Source organism: Prevotella sp. E13-27, from assembly GCF_023217965.1.
Classification (GTDB): domain Bacteria; phylum Bacteroidota; class Bacteroidia; order Bacteroidales; family Bacteroidaceae; genus Prevotella.
Genome location: NZ_JALPSC010000001.1, coordinates 1,338,262 through 1,359,740, shown reverse-complemented (window position 1 = coordinate 1,359,740; position 21,479 = coordinate 1,338,262). Strand labels below are relative to the sequence as shown.

The 21,479-nt window shown below is 50.6% G+C and carries 12 protein-coding genes and 1 tRNA gene; 8 read left to right on the top strand and 5 right to left on the bottom strand.

The features are described from left to right. Window positions 1-38 precede the first annotated feature (38 nt). From M1L52_RS05595 to M1L52_RS05585, 3 genes are all read left to right on the top strand, one after another. Complete coding sequence (locus M1L52_RS05595; protein ID WP_248613954.1) at window positions 39-578, top strand: OmpH family outer membrane protein; 540 nt, start codon at window positions 39-41, stop codon at window positions 576-578. Then, window positions 575-1,414, top strand: a complete 840-nt coding sequence (gene murI / locus M1L52_RS05590) for a glutamate racemase (RefSeq protein ID WP_248613953.1) — start codon at window positions 575-577, stop codon at window positions 1,412-1,414. The genes M1L52_RS05595 and murI overlap by 4 nt, the downstream gene beginning before the upstream one ends. Window positions 1,415-1,502: 88 nt before the next feature. Beyond that, window positions 1,503-1,576 (top strand) — tRNA-Gln (locus M1L52_RS05585). Window positions 1,577-1,697: 121 nt separating this feature from the next. On the opposite strand, the gene tyrS is transcribed toward M1L52_RS05585, so the two are convergent. Continuing rightward, window positions 1,698-2,996: a tyrosine--tRNA ligase gene (gene tyrS, locus M1L52_RS05580; RefSeq protein ID WP_248613952.1), complete on the bottom strand. Its 1,299-nt coding sequence runs from the start codon at window positions 2,994-2,996 to the stop codon at window positions 1,698-1,700. Between the two features lie 235 nt (window positions 2,997-3,231). On the opposite strand from tyrS, the gene M1L52_RS05575 reads away from it, so the two are divergent. The 5 genes from M1L52_RS05575 to M1L52_RS05555 all read left to right on the top strand — a co-directional run bounded on the left by M1L52_RS05575 (window position 3,232) and on the right by M1L52_RS05555 (window position 16,419). Beyond that, window positions 3,232-4,836 (top strand): helix-turn-helix domain-containing protein, encoded by a 1,605-nt coding sequence (locus M1L52_RS05575; RefSeq protein ID WP_248613951.1) that lies wholly within the window; start codon window positions 3,232-3,234, stop codon window positions 4,834-4,836. Between the two features lie 93 nt (window positions 4,837-4,929). Beyond that, complete coding sequence (locus tag M1L52_RS05570; RefSeq protein WP_248613950.1) at window positions 4,930-5,286, top strand: helix-turn-helix domain-containing protein; 357 nt, start codon at window positions 4,930-4,932, stop codon at window positions 5,284-5,286. A gap of 173 nt (window positions 5,287-5,459) precedes the next feature. Next, window positions 5,460-6,620 carry an IS4 family transposase gene (locus tag M1L52_RS05565; protein WP_317231464.1) on the top strand — a complete coding sequence of 387 codons (1,161 nt, stop codon included), beginning with the start codon at window positions 5,460-5,462 and terminating at the stop codon, window positions 6,618-6,620. 85 nt (window positions 6,621-6,705) lie between these two features. Next, complete coding sequence (locus tag M1L52_RS05560; protein WP_248613949.1) at window positions 6,706-10,101, top strand: leucine-rich repeat domain-containing protein; 3,396 nt, start codon at window positions 6,706-6,708, stop codon at window positions 10,099-10,101. Between the two features lie 30 nt (window positions 10,102-10,131). Beyond that, window positions 10,132-16,419, top strand: coding sequence for an FN3 associated domain-containing protein (locus M1L52_RS05555; protein ID WP_248613948.1), 6,288 nt, complete (start codon window positions 10,132-10,134; stop codon window positions 16,417-16,419). Between the two features lie 607 nt (window positions 16,420-17,026). On the opposite strand, the gene rseP is transcribed toward M1L52_RS05555, so the two are convergent. From rseP to murA, 4 genes are read right to left on the bottom strand one after another with little or no spacing between them, the layout of a single operon-like run. Next, a complete protein-coding gene (gene rseP, locus M1L52_RS05550) occupies window positions 17,027-18,412 on the bottom strand; it encodes an RIP metalloprotease RseP (protein WP_248613947.1) in 1,386 nt (461 codons plus the stop codon). Between the two features lie 9 nt (window positions 18,413-18,421). Beyond that, window positions 18,422-19,573, bottom strand: a complete 1,152-nt coding sequence (locus tag M1L52_RS05545; protein ID WP_248613946.1) for a 1-deoxy-D-xylulose-5-phosphate reductoisomerase — start codon at window positions 19,571-19,573, stop codon at window positions 18,422-18,424. 7 nt (window positions 19,574-19,580) lie between these two features. After that, window positions 19,581-20,093, bottom strand: a complete 513-nt coding sequence (gene rimM, locus M1L52_RS05540) for a ribosome maturation factor RimM (protein ID WP_248613945.1) — start codon at window positions 20,091-20,093, stop codon at window positions 19,581-19,583. A gap of 21 nt (window positions 20,094-20,114) precedes the next feature. Then, a complete protein-coding gene (gene murA / locus M1L52_RS05535) occupies window positions 20,115-21,443 on the bottom strand; it encodes a UDP-N-acetylglucosamine 1-carboxyvinyltransferase (protein ID WP_248613944.1) in 1,329 nt (442 codons plus the stop codon). Window positions 21,444-21,479: the final 36 nt, after the last annotated feature.

Below are 21,479 nucleotides of genomic sequence, written 5' to 3'. Positions count from 1 at the left end.
CACTCACCTCTAACCACTCACCTCTAACCTCTAAAAAAATGAAACGAATACTATTCGTAATACTTTCACTATTTGCGCTGACTATTCAGGCACAGACAGAGGCTCCCGTCGAGAGCACAGACACCGTTGCTAATCAGATACGCTTCGGTTATCTTAGCTACGAGGCAGCGCTGAAGTCAATGCCTGAGTACGAGGCTACGCTCGACTCAGTAGCTCGTCTGCGCGAGGCTTATCAGAAAGAGATACAGCGCGTGGAAGATGACTTCAACCAGAAGTACGAGCTGTTCCTTGAGGGACAGAAAGAATTTCCAAAGACCATCCTGCTGAAACGCCAGAACGAGCTAAAAGCACTCATGCAACACAACATAGAGTTCAAAGCTCAGGCTCGCGAGGAGCTGAAAAAGGCCGAGGTCGATGTCTTCATTCCACTGAAGCAGCGCCTCAACGGTGTCCTTGCCACAATAGCCAAGGAATACCGTTTTGCCCTTGTCATCAATACCGATGCCAACGCATGTCCGTTCATTGACCCAACGATGGGAATGGACATACAGCAGATGGTGGAAGACTATCTTAAATGATAACACTCAGCAAGAATCCTGGACCAATAGGTGTCTTCGATAGTGGCTACGGCGGACTGACCATCCTCGATGGCATACGCCGACTGTTGCCCGAGTATGACTATCTCTACCTCGGCGACAATGCGCGTGCACCCTATGGTCCTCGTTCTTTTGACGTAGTCTATGAGTTCACACGCCAAGCGGTACGATTCCTCTTTGAGCGTGGCTGCCAGCTTGTGATACTTGGCTGTAACACAGCATCGGCAAAGGCGCTGCGAAGCATACAGCAGAACGACCTTCCAGGATGGGATTCTGAGCGCCGTGTGCTGGGTGTCATACGTCCCACGGCAGAGATTATCGGCAGCCTGACAAAGTCGCGCCATATCGGCGTGCTTGCCACGGAAGGAACCATTAAAAGCGAGAGCTATAATCTGGAGATAAAGAAACTGCACCCCGATGTCAGCGTGACCGGCGTAGCATGTCCGTTCTGGGTACCGTTAGTGGAATACAACGAGGCTGACTCCCCTGGTGCCGACTACTTCGTTAAGAAGTGCATAGACCAGCTCATAGAGAAAGATCCCGCCATAGATGCCGTAATCCTTGGCTGCACCCACTACCCCATCCTACTGCCAAAGATAAGGAAATTCATGCCCACAGGCATCAATATCATTGCTCAGGGCGACTATGTAGCAAGCTCATTGAAAGACTATCTACAACGTCATGGTGACCTTGAGCAGCGATGCTCTAAAGGTGGTGTCACCCACTATCTCACTACCGAGAATCCCGACACCTTCCGCGAGCATGCCCAGATATTCCTCAACGAGCCGATAGACGTAGAGAACGTCACGCTGGGATAAGATAAATAACTAAAAATTTGGTGACATATCATTTTTTTAGTACCTTTGCAGCCGAATTTGCAGAAAGAAGCATATTCAAGCACATGATTGGACGATGGTGTAATGGTAACACTACAGGTTTTGGTTCTGTCATTCCCGGTTCGAATCCGAGTCGTCCAACCACTATAAAAGCCAGCTATCCACTGCGGAAAGCTGGCTTTTCTCATATCTCACTATAACGTGAAACAAAAAAATGTCCGGGGGCTCCGGACATTTTTTAGTGTATAAGGTCGGTATTATCCGATTACTTCACTGTTATGAGGTAATAGTTCTTCTTACCCTTCTGAGCAAGGAGATACTTGCCATCGATGAGGTCTTCAGTGGTGACAGGACGGTTCTGGTCGGTCAGCTTCTCCTTGTTCAGGGAAACGCCACCACCCTGCACCATCTTGCGCATCTCACCCTTCGAGGGGAAGACGGGAGCGGCAGTGGTGAAGAGCTCAATAGCGGGCTGTCCGAGCTGGTCCTTGCCAATCTCAAACTTCTCAACACCGTCGAACACATCGAGGAATGTCTGTTCGTCGAGCTTCTCAAGTGCCTCCTTCGTTGCTTTGCCGAAGAGTATGTTTGATGCCTCGATAGCCATGTCAAGAGCTTCGCGAGAGTGTACCATAACAGTTACCTCCTCTGCCAGACGCTTCTGCAGCACGCGGCGACCGGGATCCTGCTTGTGCTCCTCGATGAGCGCATCGATGACATCTTTCTCCAGGGAAGTGAAGATCTTGATGTAACGCTCTGCATCCTCGTCGCTCACGTTAAGCCAGAACTGATAGAAACGATAAGGAGTGGTGCGCTTCGGGTCGAGCCAGATGTTTCCACTCTCGGTCTTTCCAAACTTCTTGCCATCGCTCTTGGTGATGAGCGGACAGGTCAGCGCGAATGTCTCCACGTCGTTACCCAGTGTGCGACGGATGAGCTCGGTACCTGTGGTCATGTTACCCCACTGGTCGTTGCCGCCCAGCTGAAGCTTCACGCCCTTATGCTGATAGAGGTAGAGGAAGTCATAGCCCTGAAGAAGCTGGTAGGTGAACTCGGTGAAGCTGAGTCCATCGCGTGCTGTGCCGTTAAGACGCTGCTGCACAGACTCCTTTGCCATCATATAGTTCACGGTGATGTGCTTACCAACCTCGCGTGCGAAATCAAGGAAGGTGAAGTTCTTCATCCAGTCGTAGTTGTTAACCATCTCAGCCGCATTGGCATCCTTGCTCTCGAAATCCAGGAACTTAGCAACCTGTGCCTTGATGCACTCCTGATTGTGGCGCAGTGTCTCGTCGTTGAGGAGGTTACGCTCCTGTGACTTTCCGCTTGGGTCACCAATCATACCTGTGGCACCGCCAACGAGGATGATGGGCTTGTGGCCACAGCGCTGCAGGTGACGCAGCATCATGATGCCGCATAGGTGACCGATGTGCAGTGAATCTGCAGTCGGGTCGGTGCCTAAGTAAGCTGTCACCATCTCCTTCTGCAGGAGCTCTTCAGTGCCAGGCATAATCTGTGCCAGCATTCCACGCCAGCGCAGTTCTTCAACAAAATTCTTTCTCATATTGTTTATTTTTTATTATTTTTGCTCTTTGGGCTGCAAAAGTACGAAATAATTGGCAATTCTGCAAGAACAACGGAAGTGTATAAAAAAATGTTAGTTCTTTTTTTACTTTTTCAGTCATTTTTTGTTGACTTATCCTTAATTTTGCAGAGAAATTAATCTAAACTTCCTATCCATGCACCATAATCTGAGCATTTTTTTTCTGTTTCTCACCATTCTCGCCATAACAGAACCAATGATGGCACAGAATGGGGAGACTCCTGCTATGGTGCATATTACACCAGAACGACTGCCAGACCTGAACACGCCACGTGGTAGCCATGCTGCTTTCTTTCTCAACGGCGAACTAACAGTCTTCGGCGGACACACTCTTGGCTTTGTCCCCACGGCAACGGCTGAATATCTGCGCAACGGCGAGTGGCATCAGCTGTCAATGGTCTATGCTCATGACAACGGCATCGTTGTTTCTTTACGCTCTGGTAAGGTGCTACTGGCTGGTGGGCACGACCAACCCCTGGGTATAGGACAGTCGTTCATGGCAGAATGGTACGACGCAAAGACACATTCTTTCGAAGGTTTCGGATGCTTGTACCGCAAACGCAGCATGGCCACGGCGCTCGAACTTGACAGTGGAAGAGTGATTATATCTGGCAATCAGAAAGCTACTGACGAAATAGAGATATTCGACGGACGGAAATTATTTCACAAGAAGAAAGATGTTTCTACGCCACATATGCTACCTCTTATTCTGCGCATAGCACCCAACAATGCAATTATTTTCAGCAGCGAGAATCCTGACTTCCAACGCAACGACACAGATATAGTTGACCGAGTCAAAGGTTCTCCGTTCCATGCGCCACTACTGAAAGAATGGCATCCCCTACTCCTTGAGTGCAACATAAACAACGATGCAGGCTTTATTGGCGACGAGGAAAAAGGACACTACGAACATTTAGTGGTAGCCTATAATGACAGCAACAAGATAGCTGTCATGGCGATACGCGACACCATTTTCTCACTACTCCCAACAACATGTTGTATTCCGACAAAGGGCATCAACACAGACACTATACTCTATGAGTCGCGAGTTCTCGCTGACAGAAGGACACAACGGGCCTATATCCATGGATTAGACACCCTTGAACGGCATTATATAGTGGCGATTGACTATGCGCAACGCCCTGCTCCCATAACAGTTTACTATACCGATCCCATGCCTGAATGCGGCTATGGCTCACCAATACTCTCGCCAGAAGGCAACCTTATTATCTGCGGAGGACTGAACTTCGGACATGGTGATGTGCAACACGACAACTATGCGCCGCTTAACACTGCGTGGTTATTTCGCTTCTCACCCGATGAAACCGAGGTAGAACACAGCAGTTGGTGGTGGGCATTGTCAGTATCACCTCTATTATTGATATTTTGTTTTATAATAATAAAAAAAAGTTCAAAAGTCACCGATTCCATCGAAGACAAGCAACCGTCAATAGTTGTGTCTGTCCCTATAGATACGCTTATGCCACGTATACGCAAACTAATGGAAAGCGAGCAACTGTTTAAGAATAGTGAGCTCAAGGTTGCTGATGTGGCGACACAGCTGTGCACCAATGGGCGTTACGTATCCGACTGCATAAACCAGCAGGAGGGCATCTCCTTCTCACAGTTCGTCAATGGCTACCGCATAGACTATGCGAAAAAACTACTTAAAGAGCATCCTGACATGAAGATTGCCGCCATTGCCTATGAATGCGGTTTTGCCAACGAAACATCGTTTTTCCGGACGTTCAAGAACCTCACAGGCATGACTCCAAGGGAATGGCTAAACGAAACCGACTAACAAAATTGGAATTTGTTAGTCAGTTCTCCTTTTTTGTAAGTTCTTCTGTACGCGATTTTACTATCTTTGCACAAATTAATCGTACGTACAATTATGAACAAAGCGCCAGACGACGCAATCGAATCACTTTTCGAACGCATCTGCGAACTGATGGAAAAGGAGCAGTTGTTTCTCAAGACACGCTTGAAATTATCAGACATTGCCGCCCTGCTGGGTGTCAATAGTCGTTATGTATCCGAAAGCATCAAGACCCATCGCGGATGCACTTTCTCAACGTTTGTCAACAGCTACCGCATAGACTTTGTTAAAATCCAACTGACTAATTCACCGCATAAGAAAATTGCAGCTATAGCGCTGGAGTCGGGCTTTGACAATGAGATTTCCTTCTACCGCACGTTTAAAAACTTCACAAATATGACCCCTCGCGAGTGGCTACAAGCCACACTATAATAAAAGACACTACTACTTACACATATAAAACAATAATCTAATTCACTAGTGTCCGGTTAAATTTTTCCGAACGTTAATTAAATGTTTAAATTTCAATGAGATACAGCGATTTAAAAATTTTCCGATTTGATTTTTTATCTTTGTACTGTCTCATATATAAGATAGCACAGGATATGAATGCCGGAAATACTGTATTCTCGCAACTGATGTCTCTCATCCCTGACTACGAGCTCAGGAAATGTATTGACAGATATAGAGGGGATTTTCATGCAAGACGATTCACTTGCCGTGACCAGTTCCTTGTCATGAGTTATGCTCAGCTGACCAGCAGCGCAAGCCTTCGTAGCATAGAGGCTCAGTTGACTGCTTTCAACTCCAAGTTGTATCATGCCGGTCTGAAGGTGATGCCCAAGTCCACTCTCGCCGACATGAACGAGAAGAAGGACTGGCGTATCTATCAGGACTACGCAATGGTACTTGTCGAGAGGGCTAAAGTCCTGTATAAAGATGAATACTATCGGTTGGGAATTGACAATATGGTGTATGCCTTTGACAGCAGTACCATCAACCTGTGTCTGCATCTCTGTCCATGGGCGAAGTTCCATCATGACAAAGGTGCTTTCAAGATGCACACTTTGATTGATGTAAAGAACAACATACCCAACTTCATCATGCTTACTCCTGGCAATGTGCATGATACTCAGGCTATGGACAGCTTGCCTGTAGAAGCAGGGGCTTACTATCTGATGGATAAAGGCTATGTGGACTTTGACCGTCTGTTCCGTCTCTTCCAACAGCAGAAGGCTTACTTTGTAACCAGAGCAAAGGACAACATGAAATATTCCGTATTCGAGGCAAGAGAGGTTGACAGGCAGACTGGCGTCATCTCTGACGAGTCCATCAGTCTTACTGGTCTCTTTACAGCCAAGAAGTACCCTGATTTGTTGCGTCTGGTCGTCTATGAGGACTTTGCGCAGAACGTAGTGTATCGATTCCTGACGAATGACTTCACCCTTGAAGCAATTACCATTGCGGAACTGTACCGAGAGCGCTGGACTATCGAAACGTTCTTCAAATGGATCAAGCAGCACCTGCACATCAAGACGTTCTATGGGACGTCCCAAAACGCAGTCTTCACACAGATATGGATTGCCATCTGTGACTACCTGCTGCTTATTATTGCTCTGAAGATGTATCATATCGAACAAAATCTTTACATATTCTCTAATGTCATCGGCCAAGTTCTCTTTGAGAGGACTCCGCTGAATGAACTTTTTGACAAACCAATTATTAATCAAAATCCGGAAGATGACCGCCAACTTTCGCTTTGGTGAAATTTAACCGGACAGTAGTGAATCTAATTATATTTTGAGACAACCTAAACAACGCAAAAAAGTATTAACTAAAACCACTATAAATATGGAAAGACTATCAAGACTATTGCTTACCTTAGTTGTCTGCATAATGACAACAGGCGTAGCCGTGGCCCAGGAAGAAGAACAACACGTGCCACTGAATCTAAAGGTAGCGGTTACCACTGACGAGGCCGGCACTCTGTTCGTGAAGATTCAGGAACAGATAGAGGAGCTGGGCGAACTCTATGACGTGGGCGAGCTTACTGTCACTGGTCCGCTGAATGTTGATGATTACAACGTGATACGTAATCAGCTCATCAATATCACAATGCTTGACCTTTCGGCCACAACCGCAGAGAACGGTGAGGACATCTGGCTGGGCAATTGGGAATCCAAGCTGCGCCGCTGTCTGCTGCCACGAACGGTCACTACTATAGGCGACAGGTGCTTTGAGAATTGCGATTCACTACGCAGCGTGGTGCTACCCGAAGCACTGACGGCTATCCCGTACAGCTGTTTCAATGGTTGTACTCATCTGGAGAGCATCGACATACCTGCCACGGTGACCATGATTTATGACGGTGCCTTTATTAACTGTGTGTCGCTCAAGAGTATCGAGCTGCCCCAAGGCTTGACAGATCTGGGAAGCCTTTCCTTCTGGGGGTGTAGTGGACTGATCAGCATCGAGCTGCCCCAAGGCTTGACAAATCTGGGAAGCAGTTCCTTCTTGGGGTGTAGTGGACTGACCAGCATCGTGCTGCCTGAAGGAATCAAGGCGATTCCCGATGGCTTCTTCGAGGAATGCTCGAGACTGAGCGAGGTGAAACTGCCGGCCAGTCTGGAAGTGATTAATAGTAGTGCTTTTGCGAGTACAGCCTTCAGGACGTTCACTTTGCCTGAAGGTGTGAAAATAGATGGTGGCGCTGTGTTTTCCAACTGCGACTCGCTGCGCACGTTCTACTTCCCCGACGGACCCATCGACAAGTATGACGTAGGCTATGAGACCTTCCGTGGCTGCGACTCGCTTCACTATGTACGTCTGCCCGAGACACTTACCGAGATACCCAGTTGGTTCTTTGGCGGCACATCGCTCGACACCATTGCCCTGCCGGCATCGGTTCGCAAAATAGGCCAGGGCGCTTTCCATGAACTTCACGGATTAAAGAGAGTGGTACTGCCAAATAGCGTCACGATGATTGAAGGGAATGCCTTCATGGGCTGGGATGGCGAGGAGATGGTGTGGCCCGAGACGGTCACTACCATCAGCGATGGGATGTTCACGGGATGCAAGAATCTGCGCAAGATTGATATTCCACAGACCGTCAGCGCTATCGGCACCAATGCCTTCTCGTCTTGCTCCTCACTACGCAGCATCCGTCTGCCCGAAACTGTCACCACAATCGCTCCGGGTACCTTCTCGGATTGCCCTAAACTGGAGAATGTTACACTGTCTGCTCAGCTGAAAACCATCGGCGTAGAAGCGTTCAGATACTGCAATCAGTTGAAGCATATTGACCTGCCAGACGGGGTGACCTCCATCGGCGATAGGGCTTTCTGCGATGTTCCCCTGCAAAGCCTCACATTGCCTAAGGCCCTGAAGACCTTGGGCTATGAAGCTTTCACAGGCGGTAAGTACACCCATGTGGCAGTGCCCGAGGGTGTGCTCACCATCGGAGACGGTTGCTTCAGCAGCGACACGCTGAAGGTGTTCGATCTGCCCACGACAATCATCGCACTGGGCACAAATTTCGTGTCGGGAGCGAAAGCCTTGGACAGCCTCATCATCCGTGCCGTGATACCTCCCTATGGGGGATACATTGAAGGTAACATCACTAATGGCACACTCTATGTGCCTGCCAAGACGCTGTCGTTCTATCAGAACAACAATAACTACAACCGGATGGCCAGTATCCAGCCCATCGATGTAGCCGTGGACAAACTGACGATTACCGGATACACTGCCATCACACCCAACAATAGCCTGGGCACCGATAAGGTTGATGTGGAGTATCGCTCGCTCTATGGCAGCGGTCTCAGCGTGAGCGCCAAGGAGCGACCGCGCCTCTCAGTAGAGGAGGGCGCACAGCTCAACATCGGTACACTCTCCATGAACTTCGACCTTGTGGACATTCCTATGGCTTACTGGTGGGAGGAGGATCCACCATTTAAGTTCGATGTACTGCTCAACCGCGGAACCATTGCCTGCGACCAGTTAGACCTGGGCTGTAAGATAGATTATGAAACCTACTTCACACCGTCGTTCGATGTACACATGTACGACATCATTCCCGAACTGCCCAACACACCCTATGTCATCTACCGATACGACGGTGCTGCGCGTGCTGCCGGAAATTTCAGCAACACGTGGGTGAGGGTGAGCAACGACGAGATGCTGCGTGCCGGACAGGGCTATGCCTATAAAGGGGATGAGACTATTACGAAAAACGACAAAGGAGAGTGGAAGAAGGAATGGAGCACCCTACACTTCCGCTCGCATCAGGGGGGCACCGACTATCTGACCACCGCTGGCGACATCACCCTGCCGCTCAACCACTATCAGGGCGAGTTCGCCCACAACCGCAATTGGAACTTCATTGGAATGCCATATGCTGCCTTCTTCTACATCCGCGGACTCGATTTCGACGGCCCCGTCATTGTGTGGAATCCCATCTATAGCGACTGGGACATAGTGACGGCACTCGACGACGACTATGTCATCCACCCCATGTCGGCAATCTTCATTCAGGCTCCCGACGGCCTCAGCTCGCTCACTTTCGATGCCGACCGCCGTCAGTTTGGCAACCAGTTAGCCAAGGGCAACGAAAGCAACAGTCGCCGCGCCCTGCACCGTGCCGACAAGAATGCCCACCGTGTTGTGTTTAACGCGATACTGTCGCGTAACGCGGAGGCCACCGAACAGGCGGAGGCTCCTGTGACAGCCACCACCCGCTTCGTCATCAACCCCGAAGCCACCACTTGCTACGACATTGGTCGCGATGCGCCGGCAATGGCTGCTGACAACGCTACCTTGCTTTACACTATGGCTGGCGGCGTGGCCTATGCAATCAACGAGCGACCATTGGACGATGGCCTCATCCGTCTGGGCATGCAGTTGCCCAAAGCTGGTTCCTATAAGATGAGTCTTGCCCTGAAGACAGGAACCCTCTATAGTAGTGTTGCTGAGGATGTTTGGCTCGTTGACAACGAAACCAATACCCGCAGGCTACTGCTCCATGCCGATGGCACACCAGCTGAGCCTTATACCTTTGAGGTTGCTGAGGCAACCACGCTCTCTTCTCGCTTCCTGATTGCTATTGGCAATGCCGATCCAACTGCTATTACCGATATTGACGAAGCCCAGCCGCAACGTATGGAAGGTCTTTTTAATCTGGCCGGTCAGCGCATCAGCGCTCCTCAGCGTGGCATCTATATTAATAATGGTAAGAAAGTATTGAAGTAAAACATCATCAACGCTAAAAACCGAACGATTATGAAAAAGCTATTCAATATATTCCTACTGTGCCTACTGACCCTCACGGCCACCGCACAGAGTCCGAAAACACACCGTCTGAGCGTGGAGACACTGCCAGAAGGTGTAGTGTCGGTCACCGTCTCTTTCTTTGCAGAAGTTGTTGACGACGGCGGTGTGACGAGCTCAACACAGTTTTATTATTGTACCGACACACTCAATAATGTGCAGGTTCCCGTAGGTGCTCCGGTCGTATTTTATATTAGCTATAGGAGCTATGACTTTGCTCTGAAAGAATGGACTCTCAACGGTCTGCCATACACATTTGAAAACCAGACACCGACGGCTTCAATTTTAAGTTTCACCATGCCCGATGAGGATGTGAAACTGAGAGGATTCTTTGAGTACGACCCAGAAGCCCCTGGCTACCAGCCCGGAGCCAACTCGTGGGATCCTGAAACAGGCACACTCATCTTGGATTACGATAGCAGATACCCGGCTGGCTTCACCGAAGACGACTACGACAAGGTGATACGTTTCATCTCACAGAGTTTCGGCAATATCTATGACTTCAAGAACTGTCTGGTCTACGACCTCAGCCGCTCAACCATAGAGACCATCAATGGCGGAAACTATGGAGGGCCCATGAGCGAATTGAGCATTAAAGAAGTTCTGTTGCCCTCAACGCTGAAGAAGATTGAGCGCAATGCTTTCATGGGTACGAAACTGCAGACCTTCATCTGTTTTGCTATGACCCCTCCAGAGCTGGAATTCGATAAAGAATACAACGAGGTGACCGAAAAGTGGGATCTCGTGGAGAGCGGAAAGTGGGCCTTCCCCGACTGCCCCGACATGGTGGTGCGCGTACCGGCTGAGTCGGTAGAGCTCTATAAGCAAGCCAAAGGCTGGAAAGACTTTACCATTCTGGCCATGGACCAGAACTACGTGAACCTGACGGTGAAACTGATGGACAACGCCACCGCCGCCCAGTTGGCACAGTATAAGAACATGTCGTTAGAGCTGACCTCGCTGAGCAGCGGACAAGTGCGCCGCCTGCTGATGAACGGACGAAACGAGTATGCCTTCACCTACCTGCCTGAGAACACCAACTACTCGCTGGCACTGGTCAACAGCCGTGGTGCCGCAGTGGCCCAGATAGACAACATCTTCGTGCAGAGCGAGCACCTCAACGTCACCTTCCCGCAACTGAAAAACGTGCACGCACTGTCGCTCACCATCAAGGCCGACGGTCAGACCATGCCTGAGGATAAGTTCAGCAACATGTGGCTCGCTGCCGACAACAGCTACCTGGCTCGCGGCACCAAGCTTGTCGATATGCTCGACGGACAGACCGTGAAGTATGTGGTCTCGCTGGAACGCCAACTGGCCAGCCAGTATGAGCAGCCCGACACGACAGTCATCATTGTGGGACAGAGCGGACAGCCCGACAACATCGTGCTGCCATTAGAGCCGCTGAAGAACACAACGGTGACATTCAGCGTCATTGACGAAGCAACCCATGCGGGCATTGAAAATGCCACGGTGCAGGTGTCACAGATACTGCCATCGGGAGTCACAGGAAATTCCACATCGCTGACCACTGGCGGTGACGGACGGGCTGTAGGAGAGGCTCTGGCCACCTGGAGCCACATTACCGTGACATCACCAATACACGGCTCGAAGTCGTTCAATGTCAACCTGGCCGACAGCACAGAGTTTACCACCGCCTTTACACAGGCCGACGGCACACAGCTAACGCTGAGTCACACCTATCAGGCTGCTGTGGCAGAGGACGTGACTCCAACGGTGATGCAGGGCTATACCGACGGGCGCAGCCTGAACTATGAGTTCACCGCCCATCTGCCCAATGGCAAGGACTCGGTCATCACGCATTATCTGTCTAGCTATCCGCGCTATACCTTCTACACCCAGTTGCCCGAAGGCACACGGCTGACGGTTGCGGCCAGCAGTGCCAAGAACGACATCGACCCCGTGGAGGCAAGCACCGTGGTAGGTCAGCAGAAAGAAGTGGGCGTGACGCTGCCCATCGTTCAGCGCGGTTATATCGAGGCCTCCTACTACATGTCAAGCAGCAGCCACCCCGCTGTGCTGTTGTTCAAGGCCGAGACGGGCGAACTGGTGAAGAAACAGGCTTTTGGTAATGAGAGCTTGCTGCGCTTCGAAGGACTGCAGGCAGGCGACTACCTGCTGGCTGCCATGTCGCAAGGACCGCAGTATGCCTCCATCAATAGCAAGAGCCAGTTAGAGCAGTACGTTGAAGACACCGACTATGTTACCGAGCAAGTAAGCATCAGCAATGGCCATTCGGCCAAGACACGCTTTACCCGTGTGCCTCTCACCATGACCCAGCTTGAAAGTCACTTGACGGAGCGCCGCGCCAGGTTTGGCAATGGCACGGGCGTTGTGGGCCAGAGCATAGGCATTACGGCGAGAGTGGCCTTTAAAGGTCTGAAAGAGCGCGTCTATGGCAGCACCTATGATGAGTCGCTCTATCCCACCGATTGCCGACTGGAGATGTACGTACCCGAAGGAATCAGCAAGCCTTCGGCCTACCGCAGCTATCGCATGTATTACCGAACAGTATATGTCCATTCCTCATCGAATGGCAGTGGTGGTGGAGGAATGTATTTTCCCATTGGTACTGTTGAGGATGTTATCGCATCGGGATCGCATGTAAGCAAGAGCGAGATACAGCTCACCGCTGCCACCACGACTTGGGATGAGGTCGAGCGTAAGCTCACCATCGAATGGCCTCACTACGACGAAGGCGGCAGGATGCAGCTGAGCATGATACCACTGAAGGCTGGAAACTACACGCCCGAGATCTACTTAGTATACACCCTCAACGGCAAGGAGGAGCGCGAGATTCTGGAGACCACGAGCATCGCGGTCAGTCGTTCGGGCATTCAGGCTCCCGACATGATTGTCAAACCTACCTTCAACGTGAAGGGCACAGCCATGTACTTTGAACCGGAAGAGGACGAGACTGAAGACTCTACCGCCACTGCCAGACAGGGAGCACCGCGTCGCATATCTTATGGACTTGCTCAAAGTAAACCTTGGGTACAAGAATACTACGAGGTGACGGTGATGGCGGGCAACCAGCCCATCGGTAAGGCACAGATCAACAGCAAAGGTGAGTGGAAAGCCACGTGCACCCTGCCCAACGCCCTGGCCATGGATGTCTATGACGTTTATGCGAAGATTACCTACAAGAATGGTGTGAGCTATCAGACTGAGAGCAAGAAGGTGAGGTTCGACCCCAACGCTGTGGTGCCTTTGTCGGTGAAGATGTCGTTCTTCAACCACCACCCGGTGCACTTGCAGGAGCAGGTGGTAACGTTCGACCTGATGGAACGCGAGACCAATCCTCACTCCTACGGTTACTCTAACGAAGAGGGCTATAACACCGACTTCACCTTCGAGATCAATCTGTCGAACAACGACACCACGAAGGTCTATGCCGTAGATCTGTCCATCTTCACCGACGGACCCGATGCTGAGCATTTCATAATTCCTGCCCACTACAACGCACGCAAGAACCGCTGGATTGCCTACGAGAAGTTCAACACCCGATCGATGCCCTGCAACGTGAACGTGACGCCCTATTACCACAGTGACATCATTGGTTCGCGAGTGAAAGTGCAGAATGCCGTCAACTTCTATAAGAATCTGCTTACACCCGACTTGATTCCACAGCAGCTCATCGACCAGGCTACACCCCTGCTGGAGCAGCTACAGGCTGCTATCGACAATAACGACCAAGAACGCTGCAAGGCCATTGACGACCAGCTGTACAACATCTATGTTCAGGTTTTGGGCTACTATGGCATGCAGATTGACGATGAAGACATCAGCGAAAGCGACGAGTCGGCACTGAACATCGACATCGACAATATCATTGCACAGAAGACTTATTTCGAACAGGCCATTACCAAAGACCTGAAGGACATGAACAGTTTGGGCGAAATGTTCAATGGCATCATCACGGCTCCTGCCACGGGTATGACAGAATTGTCGCTACAGTCGGAGGGCTACCAATGCTTTATGATGGATGACGGAAGTGCTCTCTACATCCGCTCGAACGATGAGGACAATACACTCACTTTAGTGAGCCTGAAAGACAATCTCGTAGTAACGTTCAAAAATGATATTCCAGCCACCAGCCGCCGTGTCAGCTCATACGACATCCAAGCTCTAAAGGAAACTATCGAGGCGATGTGGGAAAAACTGAGCGGTATCAGCGAAAAGATATCGGAATATCAGGAATACCTGAGTGTGGCCATCGATGTGATGAGCAACTACATCGACGACATTGCCAAGAAACAGAGCAATATCATCAAGCTGATTAATAAGACCAAGGGTATGGGTACGCTCACTCCGCGAGAGATAGCCGAATTCAACAAGGTGCGCTATGATCGACTGAACGAACTGGCCAAGAAATCGACGCTGGCCTGCAAGACACGCAATGCGCTCAGCTACCTGAAATTCGGCGACGCAATAGGCTGTGTAGGCGGCTTCATCTCGTTGGTGAACAACCTGAGAGAGATGGTACAGAACTGTCAGACGATAGTTGATTTCTACTTTAGCATTCCAAATCCGTGTCCGAACGATCAGTTCAAGGCCACTCAGCTGAGGGAAGATGCCTTCAACCTGGCATGGTGGGCCGCTGGCTACAGCATGAAGAAGATTACTGCCGACATAATAGGCATCACAGGAGCTATTGCCAGTCTGGTGGGCTGCACCACAATTGTGGCTGCACCTGAAGGTCTCATGGGCTTAGGACTGTCGGTCGGCAGTATGGCACTGACCAAGATTTGTGATGAATACTTCGGCATGCGCATTACAGAGGAATACTGCGATCTCATCATTGAGAGAAACGAATTGGAGTGCACAGAGACAAAGAAATCTAAAAAGAAAGACCCGAAGGAGTGCACCAGCAACTGCGGCCCTTGCTGCCCGGATTCGCCACCAACACTCGACCCTTCTGGCTTCGTCTATGAGGGCGTGGAGAGCAACCGCTTGGAGGGTGCTACGACAACCGTGTTCTATAAGAAGGTGACGAAGAACGAGTTTGGCGACGATGTGGAGAAGGTCATCGTATGGGATGCCGAGAATTACGGACAGGTGAACCCGCAGGTGACCGACGCGAATGGCGAATACGGATGGATGGTGCCTACCGGACTGTGGCAGGTGAAATATGAGAAGCAGGGCTATCAGACCGAATACTCGGAATGGCTGCCCGTGCCACCACCACAACTCGATGTGAACCAGAGCATGACGCAGTTCTCGCAGCCTGTGGTCAGTCAGGTCAAGGCTACGCAGAACGGTGTGCAAGTCACGTTCGACAAGTACATGCTGCCCTCTTCACTGAGTGCTGAGAACATCAGCGTCACTATGAGCGGTGAGGCCATTAGCGGAAGCGTGGAACCGGTATTCAACGGTGCCGATACGCTCTATGCACAGCGTGCCGACTTCATCCCCGAGACCAGTCTGCCAGTAGGCCAAAAGCTGCTGCTCACCGTGAGCGGCAACGTGGAGAGCTATGCAGGTGTGACGATGGGTGATGCTTATACGCAGGATTTCGACATCACGCAAACTATCAATGCACTGTTGGCCGACTCAGTTGTTCACGTCGTTTACGACAAGACTACGCCTGTCACCATCCAAGCCATGCCTGCCGATGCAGCTGCCGGCAAGAAGGCCAGCGTGAAGATTCTCTCTGACATGATAGTAACAGCTGAAAGTGACGAGCTGACCTTCAACGAGCAGGGCTTTGCCACACTGAACCTCACGGGCGAGGCTCATGGCACCACCGCTGCCATCATCCAGATGCAGGATGACAGCGACATGAAGAAGGTGGTGGTGGTCAACGTGAAGGACGAAAATGACTTCATCTGCCCAATGCCTGAGTCGAACTACATGCCGGATCAAGCCTACGCTTACGGCACGATGATTGAGCTAACCTGCGAACTGCCCGAGGCAACCATCTACTACACGCTCGACGGCACCTGCCCATGCGCAGAAGGCAGCAGCAGCGTGAAGAAGTACGAAGCGCCCATTCCTTTAACCAGCGACTTAGTCATCAAGGCGTTTGCCAAGGCTCCTGGCTATGCTGACAGTGATATTGTGGAACTCTCATTCCTCGTCACAGCTATCCGCACAGTGAACTTCGAGGTGAAGCGTCCCGCAGCTACCTACACCCTCTCGGGTCTGAAGGTCGAAGATGGCAAGAAGCTGCCAAAGGGCATCTACATCCACGACGGTAAAAAGGTAGTGGTTAAGTGAGAATAGAGCAGAGCTCGCTCATGCTCTATCGAACGTGAACGAGCTCGAGCTTTAGCTCAAGGTAGTGGTTAAGTAACGAACTACACATAGAGAGGACGTGTCATAATTAACCACAACGGATTTCACGGATTAAACGGATTTTCTAAGTTACTGATTATCAGTAGGGCTTTAATCCGTAAAATCCGTGAAATCCGTTGTTTTTAATTAAATCTTGTGTTTTGACACACCCTCTTTTGTATTCACTCCCCTCGCCCTTTGGAGAGGTTCTTTGCCTTGCAAAGCGGCAGAGCCGAGCGAGGAGAGGTCCTGTTTTTAGCGTAAGCGGTGTTTTTATAAAAAACTGCAAACATCGGTATTTAAAATGGGACTGAAGGTTACAGAATTGCGATGTGTTATAGTCAGGGGTGCGATGTGGTTCTGACAATACCATTTTACAAACTCGTCGAGTTTGGTGACCAAAGTCGACGAGTTTGGTCACCAAAGTCGACGACTTTGGTTTTCAGGGTAGTAAAAACAAGAATACGAGGATGTCAAAACTATATTATAGAACTGTCAGAAAAGAGGGTGTATCAGTTTTGACACACCCTCTTATATATGTCAATTAACTTTACATGAGGTTCAGTTCACGTAGGATGTCATTCAGGTTGGCAACGACCATAAGGAGGATGACGACTCCGAAGCCAAAGTATTCAGCCCAAATCATGAACTGCTCGCTTGGCTTGCGACGAGTAACCATCTCGTAAAGCAGGAACAGCACATGACCACCATCGAGCGCAGGAATAGGCAGGATATTCATGAAGGCGAGGATGATGGAGAGCAGTGCCGTCATCAACCAGAACATGTGCCAGTCCCATACTGGGGGGAACATCTTACCAATAGACCCGAAACCTCCGAGCGACTTGGCACCATCGCTTGAGAACAGGTAGCGCAGGTCACCCACATAGCCCTTCAGTACATCCATTCCATACTCAATGCCGGCAGGGAAGCTGGCAAAGAAACCATAGGTCTCGTGTACCGGCTCATAGAGATTGAAATAATGTTTTGCAGTGAAGCCAAGACGAAGGTCTGACGTAAGCACTACAGTGGCAGTATCAACCTGCTCACCGTTAGCATAGACGAGCGTGGTGGTACGCACCTTCAGACTGTCTTCAGGTGTCTGTGCTGCGGTCATCATGTCCTTCAGACGACCAATCTCAAAGAGAAAGCTGTTATGGGAATCGACATCGTGTCCGCCTATGGCAAGCAGCTTCGTGCCATGCTTCAGTCCCAGCTCTGCAGCAGGAGTATTAGGACTAACGCTGTCAACGACAGCAGGCATGAATGGGAATACGAAGCGTGGCTCGTCTTTTATCATGTCAAGCAGGTTGAGGTTGCCAGGCAGACTGAGAGACACGTTCTTGCCGTCGCGTTTCACCGTTACTTCGGTAGCATCGGCAAGGTCACGATAGGTGTCAACATCGAAAGCATCGAAAGCTGTACCATCGTGGCTGATGAGTATATCACCGTCCTGGAAGCCAAGAGCCTTCGCCTCGTCGCTGAACTTCATGCCGTAGGTCATGTCTTTCACATCGTAATAGGTGTTGCCCCACGTGAACATTATCATGGAGTAGATGAACAAGGCGAGCAGGAAGTTGACGAGCACACCGCCAGTCATGATGAGCAGGCGCTGCCATGCGGGCTTTGTGCGGAACTCCCACGGCTGTTCGGGCTGCTTCATCTGTTCGGTGTCGAAGCTCTCATCAATCATACCTGATATCTTACAATAGCCGCCCAGTGGCAGCCATCCGATGCCATACTCGGTGTCGCTCTTCTTCGGCTTGAAGCTGAACAGCTTACCGCTCCACTTACCTATTCCGAGGTCGAAGAATATGAAGAATTTGTCAACTCTTACGCCAAAGAGCTTTGAGAAAAAGAAATGTCCGCCCTCATGCAGCAGTACAAGCAGTGAGATGGCGAGAATGAACTGTAGTGTTCGAATTAAAAAAACTTCCATTTGTCGTTATTATAATAATTGTGATGCTATGCGACGTGCCTCTGCATCGGTCTGCATATAGTCATCGAGTGTTGGTGTCTTGATAAAGGTGGCTTTCGCCATGGTCTCGGCAATGATGTCGCCCATCTGCAGGAAGCCGCAGCGGTCTTCGAGGAACGCACGGTTTACAATCTCATTGGCTGCATTGACGATGCATGGCATGTTGCCGCCTCGCGCCAATGCCTCATAAGCCATAGCCAGACAACGGAACTTCTTCAGGTCGGGCTCGAAGAACTCCAGCTTCTGTGCAGCAAAGAGGTCGAGCTTATCGCCGCTGAGTGGCAGTCGGTGGGGGAAGGAGAAGGCATACTGTATGGGCAGGCGCATGTCGGGAACGCCGAGCTGTGCCTTCACCGAGCCATCCTGAAACTGTACGGCAGAGTGTACGATTGACTGTGGGTGTACGAGCACTTGAATCTGCTTTGCATCGACGCCAAAGAGCCATTTTGCCTCGATAACCTCGAAGCCCTTGTTCATCATCGATGCCGAGTCAATGGTGATCTTTGCTCCCATGTCCCATGTAGGATGGCGCAAAGCATCGGCCTTGGTCACATGGCCTATCTCCTCCATGCTCTTCGTGCGGAACGGTCCGCCAGAAGCAGTGAGCAGAATCTTATCTATCGGGTTCTGGTCTTCGCCCACGAGACTCTGGAATATGGCAGAATGCTCGCTGTCAACAGGCAGAATGGCTACATGGTTCTCTATTGCCAGTCGGCATATCAGCTCGCCTGCCACGACGAGTGTCTCCTTGTTGGCAAGACAGATGGTCTTATGTGCCTTGATGGCATGTATCGTGGGGTTCAGTCCTGCGAAGCCCACCATTGCGGTGAGCACCATGTCGATGGGCTGTGACTCTACAATCTCGTCGAGGGCGCGTGCTCCGGCATATACCTTCACGTCGGGCATGTCGCTCATAAGCTGTTTCAGTTCGTCATAGCGCTGTTCATTAGCTATGACCACAGCTGCAGGGTGGAACTTATGTGCCTGCTCTGCCAGCAGTTCAACCTTGTTGTTGGCCGTGAGGCAATATACTTCATAGAGATCGGAATGCTCTTCTATAACCTGAAGAGCCTGTGTGCCGATACTTCCTGTTGAGCCGAGAATGGCTATTTGTCGTTTCATAACAGAATCATAAATTGAGCAGTCCTTCGGGCAGCTCCATTATTATTTGACGTTTATCTTTATCTATCGAAGTGATGAGGTCGTCGTTGGCGGGGATAAGAGTGCCGTCTTCCAGTTCGAAAAGCAGGTTTACGGTAGAGTCATCGACAGAAGCGATAGTGCCAACGGTTTTTCCCGTGCCGGCATCAATAAGTTTGAAGCCAACAAGGAAGGCTACAGAGAGGGGCGCATCATCTTCATCGGGCACAAGCGACAGAGGGAAATAGACGTCGCAACCCGTAAGCTCGCGTGCTCGCTCCTGGGTATCAACATCGCAAAACTTCACCAGCGCGGTACTGTCACTGCGGAAGCGATATTCCTCCATGAAGAACGGTACGAGTATGCCCTCTACCTCAAGCACGAGGAAGTCGGCATCTACGCGGTCGAAAATATCGTCATCGAACTGAAGTGTCACCTCGCCCTGAATGCCGTGGGCCTTACCAAGGCGACCAATCCTAAAAACCTCTTCTTTCCTTATCATACCAATCACTATTTAGGTGGCTTACACACGTGTTATGCAAGCGCCAAGAGCATTCAAGCGGTCTTCTATGTGTTCGTAGCCGCGGTCTATCTGCTCAATGTTATCGATGCGACTGGTTCCCTTAGCACTCATGGCAGCGATAAGCAGGGCAATACCTGCACGAATGTCGGGACTCGACATGCGACCGCCACGAAGTGGAATCTTACGGTCATGACCTACGACGACAGCACGGTGAGGGTCGCAGAGGATTATCTGTGCCCCCATGTCTATGAGCTTATCGACGAAGAACAGACGGCTCTCAAACATTTTCTGGTGGAACAGCACCGAACCGCGGGCCTGTGTTGCCACGGTGATTAGCACCGACAGCAGGTCAGGTGTCAGTCCTGGCCATGGAGCATCGGCAATAATCATGGTCGTACCATCCATGAAGGACTGTATCTCGTAGTGGCGCTGTGTCGGAACGATGAGGTCGTCGCCCTCAGCCTTCACCTTGATGCCCATACGGCGGAACACATCGGGTATGATGCCCAGATTCTTCAGCGACACGTCTTTTATCCTCACGCCGTCGCCTACCATGGCTGCCATGCCTATAAACGAGCCCACCTCAATCATATCTGGCAATATGGCGTGATCGGTGCCGTGCAGCTTAGTAACGCCTTCAATGGTGAGCAGGTTCGAACCAACGCCGCTGATGCGTGCCCCCATGCGGTTGAGCATGTTACATAGCTGCTGCAGATAAGGCTCGCAGGCTGCATTATATATAGTTGTGGTACCTTTGGCCAGTACAGCTGCCATGACAATGTTGGCAGTACCTGTGACTGAAGCCTCGTCAAGGAGCATGTATGTTCCGCGGAGCTTCTGCGTTGCTATCTTATAGACGCTACGTCCTTCTACCTGCTCGAACTTTGCCCCGAGTTTATCGAAACCGAGGAAATGGGTGTCAAGACGACGACGGCCTATCTGGTCACCACCAGGCTTGGCGAGGTAAGCCTTGCCGAAACGTGCCAGCAGCGGACCAATCATCATGATGGAGCCGCGCAGCTCTGAACACTTGCGCACGAACTCGTCGCTCTCCAGATAGTCAAGATTGAGGCTGTCAGCCTGGAAGGAGTAAGACGTTACCGACGAGCCGTCAGCACGCGTACTGATAATCTTCTCTTCTCTCACGCCAATGTCACGCAACAGCTGTATGAGGTTGTTGACGTCGCGTATGTCGGGTATGTTACTAATGGTCACCTTTTCACCAGTGAGCAACGTAGCACATATAACCTGTAGTGCCTCGTTCTTTGCGCCCTGCGGCTGGATGGTTCCTTTCAGCGCATGTCCGCCTTCTATTAAGAATGATGCCATCGTTATTATTCGTTAGGTGTTTCTACGTAGTATATC